2 protein-coding genes (1 of these 2 cut by a window edge) are annotated in these 13,683 nt (G+C 69.1%); both read right to left on the bottom strand.

What is annotated here, in order from left to right:
- The coding region (locus D7V77_RS10045) for a hypothetical protein (protein ID WP_147452029.1) at positions 1-321 on the bottom strand (321 nt) is incomplete at its 3' end.
- Positions 318-13,683 carry the end of a non-ribosomal peptide synthetase gene (locus D7V77_RS10040; protein WP_147452028.1) on the bottom strand. 15,860 nt of this gene lie beyond the right edge of the window, so only the last 13,366 of its 29,226 coding nucleotides appear in the window; its start codon lies beyond the right edge, outside the window; it ends in the stop codon at positions 318-320. The genes D7V77_RS10040 and D7V77_RS10045, both read right to left, overlap by 4 nt.

The raw sequence follows: 13,683 nt of genomic DNA, 5'->3' as shown, positions 1-13,683 counted from the left end.
AGATATGTATAAGAGACAGATCAGGGCCAGGTTGAGGACGTAGACAAGCGCCACCACGCCCAGCGCGGAGAGGATGCCCGCCCGCCGCTTGAAGATGAGCAGCGCGATGGTGAGCGGGTTGAGGACCGTGAACAGCTCGTTCACGACGACGAACGGCATGGGCAGCGGATCCGCCGGATCATTCGCGAAGAGGCCGTACTTCGCCACGACGAGGATGTGGATCAGTGAGCCCACGGAGAAGCACACGAACCAGATGGCCAGGATGATGCGGTTGGGCCACGGTGAGCCCCCGCTGGATGTCGCGGATGTTTCAGTGGTCATGACTTGTCCTCCAGGGCCTCGCGCAACAGCGTGGCCACGTGCCGCACGTACGGCTCCTGCATGAGTTGATGGTGTCCCCCAGGGATATCCCTCACGTCCAGTCCCCCCCGGACGAAGGGTTCCCAGCCGCGATGGCGGGGCACCCCGGGGGTGGGGGTCCCTTCCGTGGCGGCGAGCAGCAGCGCCGGTCCGTCGTAGGGGCCAGGCACGTAGCGGTCCATGGCGCGCAGGTTGGCCTGGTAGACGCGGAACAGGGCGCGCAATTGCTCGCGGCCCGTCGCTTCCTCCAGGAGGCCGGCCTGGACGCCCATGGCGAGGAGCGTCCCCAGCATGGCTTCGTCATCCATGCGCTCCAGGGCCTCGTCGGGCACGGGCAGGGTCAGGGAGAAGGCCTGGGCCACCGTCAGGGCGAAGGCGACGCGTGTGCTGGCGTCGGGGTCCTTCTTGGGGACGTCACCAGGAGGCGCTCCGACGCCGGGGACGTAGGCGTCCAGGAGCGCCAGCAGCCCCACGGTCTGGCCTTGAGCGCGCAGCTGGCGGGCCATCTCGAAGGCGATGACGCCGCCGAGCGACCAGCCCGCGAGGCGGTACGGCCCTTCCGGCTGCTCCGCGCGAATGGCGGCCACGTACAGGGTGGCCATCTCCTCCACGGTCTCCACCACGGCATGGCCGGCCTGGAGGCCGCGAGCCTGAAGGCCGAAGACGGGTTGGTGGGGCCCCAGGAGCCGCGCCAGCTCCGGGTAGGCGAGCACGTTGCCGCCACCCGGGTGGACGAGGAACAGGGGCCGGAGGCCCGCGTCGCCCTTCTCCAGCGGGACGAGCGGCGACCACGTCTCCGTCTCGGCGCGAAGCAGGTTGGCCAGGTCCTCCACGGTGGGGTGCTGGAAGAGCGCGGCCAGGGGGACATCGCGGCCCAGTTGTTCGCGCAGCGCGGCCATCAGGCGGACCGCGAGCAGCGAGTGGCCTCCCAGCGCGAAGAAGCTGGTGCGCACCCCGATGGGCTTCACGCCCAGGACCTCTTCCCACACCGCCACGAGCTGGGACTCCAGCGCGTCACGGGGTGCGACGAAGTTCTCGGCCTGGGACGTGGTGACGTCCAGGTCCGGCAGGGCCTTGCGGTCCACCTTGCCGTTGGAGTTGAGCGGCAGTGCCTCCAGCACCACCACCGCTCCGGGCACCATGTACTCCGGCAGCCGTTGGCGCAGACTTGCCTTCAGCGACTCCGCTTCCAGTGTCGCACCTGCCTTCGGCGCCACGTACGCCACGAGGCGCTTCTCCGCGCCCTCCCCCTTCGCAACCACCACCGCTTCCTTCACGGACTCCTGTTGACGCAGGGCTGCTTCGACTTCGCCCAGCTCGATGCGGAAGCCTCGCACCTTCACCTGGAAGTCCACTCGGCCCAGGTACTCCAGCACTCCGTCCGCGCGGTACCGCACCCGGTCTCCCGTGCGGTACATGCGGCTGCCTTCCGGGCCGTAGACTTCCGGCAGGAACTTCTCCGCCGTCAGCTCCGGCCTCAGCAGGTAGCCGCGCGCCTGGCCTTCGCCCGCCAGGAACAGCTCTCCCGCGACGCCCACCGGCACCGGCTGCAGGTGCTTGTCCAGCACGTAGGCCCGCGTGTTGGTCAGCGGCCGGCCGATGTTCGGCACCTCTGCGCGCCCCACCAGCGACCACGTCGAGTACGTCGTGTCTTCCGACGGGCCGTATAGGTTGTAGACCTTCCTCACCGTGGGGATGCCGTAGACGCCCTTCGCCAGTGTCTCCGGCAAGGCTTCACCGGCGAGGTTGATGACCTGCACTGACGGCGGCACCGCGTTCAGCCGCACCAACTGCGCCATCGCCGACGGCACCGTGTTGATGAGCGTGACGTCCACCTCCGGCTTCTCCTCCACCAGATGCAGGGCGTTGCGTACCACCACCACGCTGCCGCCTCGCACCAACGGCGCGAAGAGTTCGAAGACGGAGAGGTCGAAGTTCAGGCTCGTCGCCGCGAGCACTGCCTTCGTCTCTTCTTCGGTGAACGTCTCCGTTGCCCACGACAGGAAGGCCGCCGCGTTCCGGTGCGTCACCGCCACGCCCTTCGGACGGCCTGTGCTTCCCGACGTGTAGATGAGGTACGCCACGTTCTCCGGGCGCACCTCCGGCGTCGGCGGGCAGCAGGACTCTTCCGCCCACTCCTCTTCACGGTCCAGGCACACCGCCTGCGCGCTGAAAGCGGGCAACGACTCCAGCAGGTGCGAGTGCGCCACCAGTGCCGGACCCTGCGCGTCCTCCAGCAGCCAGCCCAGGCGCTCCTTCGGATAGCTCGGGTCCAACGGCACGTAGGCGCCGCCCGCCTTGAGGATGCCCAGCGTGCCCACCACGACGTCCGCCGTGCGCTCCACGCACAGGCCCACTCGCGACTCCGGTCCCACTCCCAGCTTGCGCAGCCGGTGCGCCAGCTGGTTCGCCTTCGCCTCCACCTCCCGGTACGTCAGCCGCTGCTTGCCGCTCACCACGGCCACCGCATCCGGCGTGCGCTTCGCCTGCGCCTCGAAGAGCGCCGGAATCGTCGCGTCCCGGTCGTACTCCGCCTGCTGTTGGTTCCACGTCACCAGCACCTGCTGGCGCTCCGCCTCCGTCAGCATGGGCAAGCGGCCCACTGCATCCTCCGGCTTCGCCACCACGCCTTCCAGCAGCACGTGCAGGTGCGCCACCATCCGGCGCACCGTCGCTGCTTCGAACAGGTCGGTGCTGTACTCCAGCGTTCCGCTCAGGCCCTCCGCGGTCTCCACGAAGAAGACGCTCAGGTCGAACTTCGACGTTCCGCCCGCGATCTCCACGGGCTTGAGCGTCATGCCGGGCAGCCGGGCTTCACCGACGGGCACGTTCTGGAGCGCCAGCAGCGTCTGGAACAGCGGCGTGTGGCTGCGGCTGCGCTCCGGTTGCAGTGCCTCCACCAGCTTCTCGAACGGCACCTCCTGGTGCTCCTGCGCATCCAGGACCGTCTCACGCACTTGCTGGAGCAGGCCCCGGAAGCTGGGGTCTCCAGACAGGTCCGTGCGCAGCACCAGCGTGTTGACGAAGAAGCCGATGAGGCCCTCCACCTCCGCGCGCGTGCGGCCCGCGATGGGCGAACCCACGCTGATGTCCTGCTGGCCGCTGTAGCGCGACAGCAGCACCTGCCAGCCCGCCAGCAGCACCATGTACAGCGAGGCGCCTTCGCGCTGCGCGAGGCCACGCAGCCCCTGAGCCAGCGATTGCGGCCAGAGGAAGCTCTGGGTCGCTCCCGCGGTTCCTCGCACCGCGGGACGCGGACGGTCCGTGGGCAGCTCCAGCACCGGCGGCGCACCGGAGAGCTTCTGCTTCCAGTAGTCCACCTCCCGCTGGAGCGTCGCGCCCTGCAACCAGCCGCGCTGCCAGGCCGCGTAGTCCGCGTACTGCACCGGCAGCTCTGGCAGCGGTGAGGGCTGGCCCTGCACGAACGACGCATAGAGCGCGCCGACCTCGCGGACCAACACCCCGAGCGACCATCCGTCCGACACGATGTGATGCATCGTGACGACGAGCACGTGTTCACGCGCGTCGAGCTTCAGCAGGAGCGCTCGGAGGAGCGGGCCGTGTGCGAGTTCGAAGGGCCTCAGCACCTCTTGCTCCACACGCTTGCGAAGCGCGGCGGTGTTCGACGTCAGGTCATCCACCGCCAGCGTGAAGGCGCTATCGGACGTGGTCCGTTGCTCCGGCTCGGGATTGCCCGCGACGAACGTTGTCCGCAGGGCCTCGTGACGTCGCACGACCTCACGCAGGGCCCGGTCCAGGACCTCCACGTTCAGGTCGCCTTCCAGCCGTACCGCGATGGGCACGTTGTAGAGCGCCGTGCCCGGCTCCAGCTGGTCGATGAACCACAGGCGCTGCTGCGCGAACGACAGCGGCAGCGCTGCGTCTCGTGACACGGGCACGATGGCCGGTGCCTTCGCGCGCCCGGCCTTCTCCAGCCGGCGAGCGAGGGCTTCCACCGTGGGCGCTTCGAACAACGCGCGCAGCGGCAGCTCCGAGCCCGTCTCCGCGCGCAGCCGCGACACGACCTGCGTCGCGAGCAACGAGTGGCCACCCAGCGCGAAGAAGTCATCCTTCACGCCGACCTGAGGCACTCGCAGCACTTCCGCCCAGATGGCCGCCAGCTTCGCTTCCACTTCCGTGCGGGGCGCTTCGTACGTGTTACCGGACTTCTGGGCTTCTGGCTCCGGCAGGGCCTTGCGGTCCACCTTGCCGTTGGAGTTGAGCGGCAGCGCCTCCAGCACCACCACCGCACCGGGCACCATGTACTCCGGCAACCGTTGGCGCAGGCTTGCCTTCAGCGACTCCGCTTCCAACGTCGCGCCGGCCTTCGGCGCTACGTACGCCACGAGCCGCTTCTCCGCGCCCTCCCCCTTCGCCACCACCACTGCTTCCTTCACCGTCTCCTGCTGGCGCAGGGCTGCTTCGACTTCGCCCAGCTCGATGCGGAAGCCTCGCACCTTCACCTGGAAGTCCACTCGCCCCAGGTACTCCAGCACGCCATCCGCGCGGTACCGCACCCGGTCTCCTGTGCGGTACATGCGGCTGCCTTCCGGGCCGTAGACTTCCGGCAGGAACTTCTCCGCCGTCAGCTCCGGCCTCAGCAGGTAGCCGCGTGCCTGGCCTTCTCCTGCCAGGAACAACTCGCCCGCCACGCCTACCGGCACCGGCTGCAGGTACTTGTCCAGCACGTATGCCCGCGTGTTGGTGAGCGGCCGGCCGATGTTCGGCACTTCATTCCGCCCTACCAGCGACCACGTCGAGTACGTCGTGTCTTCCGACGGGCCGTACAGGTTGTACAGCTTCCTCACCGTGGGGATGCCGTAGACGCTCTTCGCCAGCGTCTCCGGCAATGCTTCACCGGCGAGGTTGATGACCTGCACTGTCGGCGGCACCGCGTTCAGCCGCACCAACTGCGCCATCGCCGACGGCACCGTGTTGATGAGCGTCACCTCCGCCTCTGGCTTCTCCTCCGCCAGGTGCAGAGCGTTGCGCACCACCACCACGCTGCCGCCCCTCACCAACGGAGCGAAGAGTTCGAACACCGAGAGGTCGAAGTTCAGGCTCGTCGCCGCGAGCACCGCCTTCGTCTCCTCCTCCGTGAACGTCTCCGTCGCCCACGCGAGGAAGGCCACTGCGTTCCGGTGCGTCACCGCGACGCCCTTCGGGCGGCCTGTGCTTCCCGACGTATAGATGAGGTACGCCACATTCTCAGGACGGGGCTCTGCCCTCAGCGCCTCGGTCGGCTCCTTGGCCAACGTCGCGTCCGTGTCGAGGCACACCGCCTGCGCGCTGAAGGCAGGCAGCGACTCCAGGAGGTGCGAATGCGCCACCAACGCCGGCCCCTGCGCGTCCTCCAGCAGCCAGCCCAGCCGCTCCTTCGGGTAGCTCGGATCCAGCGGCACGTAGGCGCCGCCCGCCTTCAGGATGCCCAACGTTCCGACCACGACGTCGGCTGTGCGCTCCACGCACAGGCCCACTCGCGACTCCGGCCCCACGCCCAGCTTGCGCAGCCGGTGCGCCAACTGGTTCGCCTTCGCCTCCACCTCCCGGTACGTCAGCCGCTGCTTGCCGCTCACCACGGCGACCGCATCCGGCGTGCGCTTCGCCTGCGCCTCGAAGAGCTGGGGAATCGTCGCGTCGCGCTCGTACTCTGCTTGCTGCTGGTTCCACGTCACCAACACCTGCTGACGCTCCACGGGCGTGAGCAGGGACAGCCGGCCCATCGCTGCATCCGGCTTTGACACCATGCCTTCCAGCAGCACGCGCAGGTGCTCCACCATCCGGCGCATCGTCATCGCTTCGAACAGGTCGGTGCTGTACTCCACCGCTCCGGCCAGACCGTCCGGCGTCTCCGTGAAGAAGAGGCTCAGGTCGAACTTCGACGTGCGGCCCTCGAGACTCATGGGCTTGAGCACCAGCCCTGGGAGATGGGACTCCTCGATAGGCACGTTCTGGAGCGACATCAACGTCTGGAACAGCGGCGTGTGGCTCAGGCTGCGCTCCGGATGCAGCGCTTCCACCAGCTTCTCGAAGGGCACGTCCTGGTGCTCGTACGCACCCAACACCATCTCCCGCACCTGCGCGAGCAGCGCGCGGAAGGATGGGTCTCCATCCATCTGGGTGCGCAGCACCAGTGTGTTGACGAAGAAGCCGATGAGGCCCTCCACCTCCGCGCGCGTGCGTCCCGCGATGGGCGAACCCACGCTGATGTCCGCCTGCCCCGAGTAGCGCGACAGCAGCACCTGCCACCCGGCCAGCAGCACCATGAACAGCGACGCGCCTTCACTTCGAGCCAGTGCGCCCAACCGCTGGGACAGCTCCAGCGGCAGCATGAAGCCCAGCGTCGAGCCGGCGTTCGTGCGCACCGCCGGACGCGGACGGTCCGTCGGCAACTCCAGCACCGGCGGTGCTCCCGTCAGCGACTGCTTCCAGTAGTCCACCTCGCGCGCCAGGGTTTCATCCCTCAGCCAGTCGCGCTGCCAGGCAGCGTAGTCCGCGTACTGCACCGGCAGCGGTGGCAGTGCCAACGCCAGGCCGCTCGCCCGCGCGGTGTACAGCGCCCCCAGCTCGCGGAGCAGGACGCCCACGGACCAGCCGTCCGACACGGCGTGGTGCATCGTGAGCACGAGCAGGTGGTCGCGTGCATCCATGCGCACCATCAGCGCCCGCAAGAGCGGTCCACGCATCAGGTCGAAGGGCTTCGCCAACTCCTCCAGCACCCGCTGACGGGCCACGTCCTCCCGCTCGGGGCCGGAACCCGTCAGGTCCATGATGCTCAACGGCACATCCACGGACGCGTGGATGCGCTGGACGGGCTGACCTGCTTCCTCCTCGAACGTCGTGCGCAGGGCTTCGTGCCGTTGCACGACCTCCCGCAGGGCCTGCTCCAGCGCCGCGGCGTCCAGGTCGCCCTCCAGCCGCACCACGGTGGGCACGTTGTAGAGCGGACTGCCCGGATCCAGCTGGTCGATGAACCACAACCGCTGCTGCGCGAAGGACAGCGGCAGCGACGCCGGACGCGCTCCGGCGCTCAGCGTGGGCACGCCGGAGCGTCCCAGCTGCTCGATCCGCTGCGCCAGCGCCTCCACCGTGGGCGCTTCGAACAGCAGACGCAGCGGCATCTCCACGCCCAGCGACGTGCGGATGCGCGACACCACCTGCGTCGCCAGCAGCGAGTGTCCACCCAGCGCGAAGAAGTTGTCCTTCACGCCCACACGCTCCAGGCGCAGCACCTCCGCCCAGATGGACGCGAGCTTCGCCTCCGTCACGGTGCGCGGGGCCACGTAGGCGTCTCCCCCACGGGCGGCCTCGGGCTCCGGCAGCGCCCTGCGGTCCACCTTGCCGTTCGCGTTGAGCGGCAGGGCGTCCAGCACCATCAGCGCCCCCGGCACCATGTACTCGGGTATCCCCTGGCGCAGGCCCGTGCGCAGCGTGTCCACGTCCAGCGCGTGGCCGTCCTTCGCCACGACGTAGCCCACCAGCCGCTTGTCGCCACCGTCGCCCCGCACCAGCACCACGGCCTCGCTCACGCCCGGTTGCCGCGCCAGCGCGGTTTCGACCTCGCCCAGCTCGATGCGGAAGCCGCGCACCTTCACCTGCGAGTCGATGCGGCCGACGAAGTCCAGCTGTCCGTCCGCACGCCAGCGCACGACGTCACCCGTCCGGTAGAGACGGGCGCCCACTTCGCCCGAGAAGGCGTCCGGCACGAAGCGCTCGGCGGTGAGTCCCGGACGTCCCGCGTAACCACGCGCCACGCCCACGCCTCCGATGTGCAACTCGCCGCGCACGCCCACGGGCACCGGCTGCCCGTGCGGGTCCAATACGTAGACGCGCACGTTCGCCAGCGGCTTGCCGATGGGCGGCACGTTCCCATCCGCCACCACCTCGCCCAGTGTGGCGATGACGGTGGCTTCCGTCGGGCCGTACGTATTGAGCAGGCGCCGACCCGGAGCCCATCGCGCGGCGACGTCCGCGGGCAGGGCTTCACCGCCGGAGATGACGGTGCGTACGTTGGGCAGCCCCTCGGAGGACGTGGCCGCCAGCGCCGCGGGGGTGAGGCTGACGACGCTCAGCTCCTGCTCACGCAGCAGCACGGGCAGCGACACGCCCGGCATCAGCTTCTCCAGCGGCGCGAGCACCAGCGTGGCGCCGTTGCATAGCGTGGTGAAGATCTCCTCCACCGACAGGTCGAAGCTGAGGCTGGCGAACTGAAGCACGCGGCTGCCAGGGCCGATGCCGTACGCCACCGCTTCGTGGGTGACCAGGTTGGCCACGCCGCGATGCTCCACCGCCGTGCCCTTTGGCGTCCCCGTGCTGCCCGAGGTGTAGAGCAGGTACGCCATGTTCGCGGGCGTCACGCCCGTCACGGGCGCATCCGTCGACTCCCTGGCCAGCGACTCGCGCTCCGTATCCAGGCAGAGCGCACGGGAATGCAGGGCCTCCGGGAAACGGGCCACCAGTGGCTGCTGGGTGACGAGCACCTGCGCCGCGCTGTCCTCCAGCATGAAGGCCAGGCGCTCCCGGGGCAGGAGCGGATCCACGGGCACCCAGGCGCCACCGGCCTTCAGGATGCCGAGCAGGCCCATGACGATGTCGAGGGAGCGCTCGACGCTGAGGGCGACGCGGACCTCCGGGCCCACGCCACGACGGCGCAGGGCGTGGGCGAGCTGATTGGCGTGCGCGTCGAGCTGCGCGTACGTCAGTTGCGTTCCCTCGAAGACAGCCGCCACGGCCTCTGGCGCGCGACGGACCTGCGCCTCGAAGAGCGCATGCAGGCAGGACTCGGGGAAGGGCACGCGCGTGGCGTTCCACTCCACCAGCATTTCGCGGCGCTCGGCGCCGGTCAGCATGGGCAGGCGGGACACGCGCGTGTCCGGGCGCGCGACCGCGCCTTCGAACAGCGAGAGCAGGTGCGAGACCATCCGCTGGATGGTGCCCGCGTCGAACAGCTCCGTGCTGTACTCCATCGATCCGGAGAAGCCCTGAGGCATCTCCATGAACGACACGCTCAGGTCGAACTTCGCGACGGGGCTCTCCACGTTCACCGGTTGGAGCGCCAGGTCCGGCAGCCGCAGCTCGCCCATCGGCAGGTTCTGGAGGGAGAGCATCGTCTGGAAGAGCGGCGTGTGGCTGCGGCTGCGCTCGGGCTGGAGGACCTCCACCAGCTTCTCGAACGGGACCTCCTGGTGCTCGTACGCATCCAGCACCGTTTCGCGCACCTGGGCGAGCAACTGCCGGAAGGACAGGGCGCCGTCCACGTTCGCGCGCAGCACGAGCGTGTTGACGAAGAAGCCGATGAGCCCCTCCAGCTCCGCGCGCATGCGGCCCGCGATGGGTGAACCCACGCTGATGTCCTGCTGGCCGCTGTAGCGCGCCATCAGCACCTGCCACCCGGCCAGCAGCACCATGTACAGCGAGGCCCCTTCCCGCTGGGCCAGGGACTTGAGCGCCCCCGTCAGCGACCGGGACAGGGTGAAGGAGTACGTCGCTCCCGCGATGCCCCGCTCGGACGGACGCGGGCGGTCCGTGGGCAGCTCCAGCACCGGCGGCGCGCCGGCGAGCTTCCGCTTCCAGTAGTCCACCTGCCGCGCGAGGACTTCTCCCTGGAGCCGGCCGCGTTGCCAGGACGCGTAGCGCGCGTACTGCACGGGCAGCTCGGGCAGGGGGGACGGCTGCCCCGAGGAGAAGGCCGCGTAGAGCGCGACCACCTCGCGGATCAACACGCCCAGCGACCAGCCGTCCGACACGATGTGGTGCATCGTCACCACGAGGACGCTCTCGCGCTCCCCGAGCGTGAACAGCCGGGTGCGGATCAACGGCCCTTGGCCCAGGTCGAAGGGACGGAGCATCTCCTGCTCCACCTGCCAGCGGGCCTCCGCCTCGCGGCGGGCTTCGTCGACAGTCCGCAGGCCCTCCCGGGCCAGTTCCAGCGACAGGGTGGGCTGGATGACCTGGATGGCCTGCCCGCCGCGCTCCTCGAAGGTGGTCCGCAGGGCCTCGTGACGGCGCACGACCTCGTTCAGGGCCCGCTCCAGGGCCGCGACATCCAGCGAGCCCATCAGCCGTACCGCCACGGGCAGGTTGTAGAGCGCCGTACCCGGCTCCAGCTGGTCAATGAACCACAGGCGCTGCTGCGCGAACGACAGCGGCGGCGTCGTGCCCATCAACGAGTCGCCCGGCATCGAGCTCTGACCGCGGCCCGCCGTCCCCATCCGCTGGGCCAGGGCCTCGAGCGTGGGAGCCTCGAACAGCGCGCGCAGCGGCAGCTCCACGCCGGTCTCCGTGCGGATGCGCGACACCACCTGCGTCACCAGCAGCGAGTGGCCTCCGAGCGCGAAGAAGTCGTCCTTCACGCCCACCTGGGGGACTCGCAGCACCTCCGCCCAGATGGCCGCCAACTTCGCTTCCATCTCCGTGCGCGGGGCCACGTACGTGCGGGTGGAGGTCGGTGCCTCCGGCTCCGGCAGGGCCTTGCGGTCCACCTTGCCGTTGGAGTTGAGCGGCAGGGCTTCCAGCACCACCACCGCTCCGGGCACCATGTACTCAGGCAACCGCTGACGCAGACTTGCCTTGAGTGCCTCCGCTTCCAACGTCGCGCCGACCTTCGGCGCCACGTACGCCACGAGGCGCTTCTCCGCGCCCTCCCCCTTCGCCACTACCACTGCGTCCTTCACCGCCTCCTGCTGACGCAGGGCTGCTTCGACTTCGCCCAGCTCGATGCGGAAGCCTCGCACCTTCACCTGGAAGTCCACTCGGCCCAGGTACGCCAGCACTCCGTCCGCGCGGTACCGCACCCGGTCCCCCGTGCGGTACATGCGGCTGCCCTCCGGGCCGTAGACTTCCGGCAGGAACTTCTCCGCCGTCAGCTCCGGCCTCAGCAGGTAGCCGCGCGCCTGGCCCTCTCCCGCCAGGAACAGCTCTCCCGCTACGCCCACCGGAACCGGTTGCAGGTACTTGTCCAACACGTACGCGCGCGTGTTGGTGAGCGGCCGGCCGATGTTCGGCACCTCATTCCGCCCCACCAGCGACCACGTCGAGTACGTCGTGTCTTCAGACGGGCCGTACAGGTTGTAGAGCTTCTGCACCGTCGGCACCGCGTACACGGCCTTCGCCAACGTCTCCGGCAGTGCTTCGCCAGCGAGATTCACTACGCGCACCGACGGCGGCACGGCGTTCAGCCGCACCAACTGCGCCATCGCCGACGGCACTGTGTTGATGAGCGTCACCTCCGCGTCTGGCTTCTCCTCCGCCAGATGCAGGGCATTGCGCACCACCACCACGCTGCCGCCTCGCACCAGCGGCGTGAACAGCTCGAACACCGAGAGGTCGAAGTTCAGGCTCGTTGCCGCGAGCACTGCCTTCGTCTCCTCCTCCGTGAACGTCTCCGTTGCCCACGACAGGAAGGCCACCGCGTTCCGGTGCGTCACAGCGACGCCCTTCGGACGGCCTGTGCTTCCCGACGTGTAGATGAGGTACGCCACGTTTTCAGGCCGGGGCCCTGCCTCTGGCGCTTCGGTCGGCTCCATGGCCAATGTCGCGTCCGTGTCCAGGCAGACCGCCTGCGCATTGAAGGCAGGCAGCGACTCCAAGAGGTGCGAGTGCGCCACCAGCGCCGGGCCCTGCGCATCCTCCAGCAGCCAGCCCAGTCGCTCCTTCGGGTAGCTCGGATCCAACGGCACGTAGGCGCCGCCGGCCTTGAGGATGCCCAGCGTCCCCACCACGACGTCCGCCGTGCGCTCCACGCACAGGCCCACTCGCGACTCCGGTCCCACTCCCAGCTTGCGCAGCCGGTGTGCCAGCTGGTTCGCCTTCGCCTCCACCTCCCGGTACGTCAGTTGCTGCTTGCCGCTCACCACGGCCACGGCATCCGGCGTGCGCTTCGCCTGCGCCTCGAAGAGCGCCGGAATCGTCGCGTTCCGGTCGTACTCCGCCTGCTGCTGGTTCCACGTCACCAACACCTGCTGGCGCTCCGCTTCAGTCAGCATGGGCAGCTGGCCCACCGCTGCGTCCGGCTTCGCCACCATGCCTTCCAGCAGCATGCGCAGGTGATCCACCATCCGGCGCACCGTCGCTGCTTCGAACAGGTCAGTGCTGTACTCCACCGCTCCGGCCAGCCCGTCCGGTGTCTCCGTGAAGAAGAGGCTCAGGTCGAACTTCGACGTGCGGCCTTCGTAGGGCACAGGCTTGAGAACCAGGCCGGGGAGTCTGGACTCCTCGATGGGCACGTTCTGGAGCGACATCGACGTCTGGAACAGCGGCGTGTGGCTCAGGCTGCGCTCGGGCTGCAGCGCCTCCACCAGCTTTTCGAAGGGCACGTCCTGGTGCTCGTACGCGCCCAGGACCGTTCCCCTCACCTGCTTCAGCAGCTCACGGAAGGACGCCTCTCCGTCGACCTGGGTGCGCAGCACCAGCGTGTTGACGAAGAAGCCGATGAGCCCTTCGACCTCCGCGCGCGTCCGGCCCGCGATGGGCGAACCCACGCTGATGTCCGTCTGCCCCGAGTAGCGCGACAGCAGCACCTGCCACCCGGCCAGCAGCGCCATGAACAGCGAGGCGCCCTCCTGCAGGGCCAGCGCGCTCAACCGCTGGGACAGATCCAGCGGCAGCATGAAGCCCAGCGTCGTGCCGACGTTGGTGCGCACCGCCGGACGCGGACGGTCCGTCGGCAGCTCCAGCACCGGCGGCGCCCCCATCAACGACTGCTTCCAGTAGTCCACCTCGCGCGCCAGGGCCTCGTCCCGCAGCCAGTCACGCTGCCAGGCCGCGTAGTCCCCGTACTGCACGGGCAGCTCTGGCAAGGGTGACGGCTGCCCCGAGGAGAAGGCCGCGTACAGCGCGCCCACTTCGCGGATCAACACGCCCAGCGACCAGCCGTCCGACACGATGTGGTGCATCGAGACGACCAGCGCGTGCTCCCGATTGCCCAACTTCAGCAGGAGCGCTCGAAGCAGCGGACCGCGCGACAGGTCGAACGGCTTCAACATCTCCTGTTCAATCCGCTGCCGTGCAGCTGACTCGGACACCTCCACCCGCTCCAGGTGCAGTGCCAGGTCCGAATGGATGACCTGGAGGGGCTGACCGTCCTGCACCTCGAAGGTCGTGCGCAGGGCCTCGTGACGGCTCACGACCTCCCGCAGGGCGCGCTCCAGGACGCCCACGTCCAGGTCACCTTCCAGCCGCAGTGCCACGGGCATGTTGTAGAGCGCGGTGCCTGGCTCCAGTTGGTCGATGAACCACAACCGCTGCTGCGCGAACGACAGCGGCCGTGCAGTGGCCCCCAGCCGGCGCCTCATCGCCGTCTTGCTCGAGAACGCGGCTTTCTCC

The organism is Corallococcus sp. CA041A, assembly GCF_003612075.1.
In the GTDB taxonomy this organism is placed as follows: Bacteria; Myxococcota; Myxococcia; order Myxococcales; family Myxococcaceae; genus Corallococcus; species Corallococcus exiguus.
The sequence above is the reverse complement of the archived record's forward strand: the minus strand, read 5'-3'. Positions and strand labels throughout refer to the sequence as shown.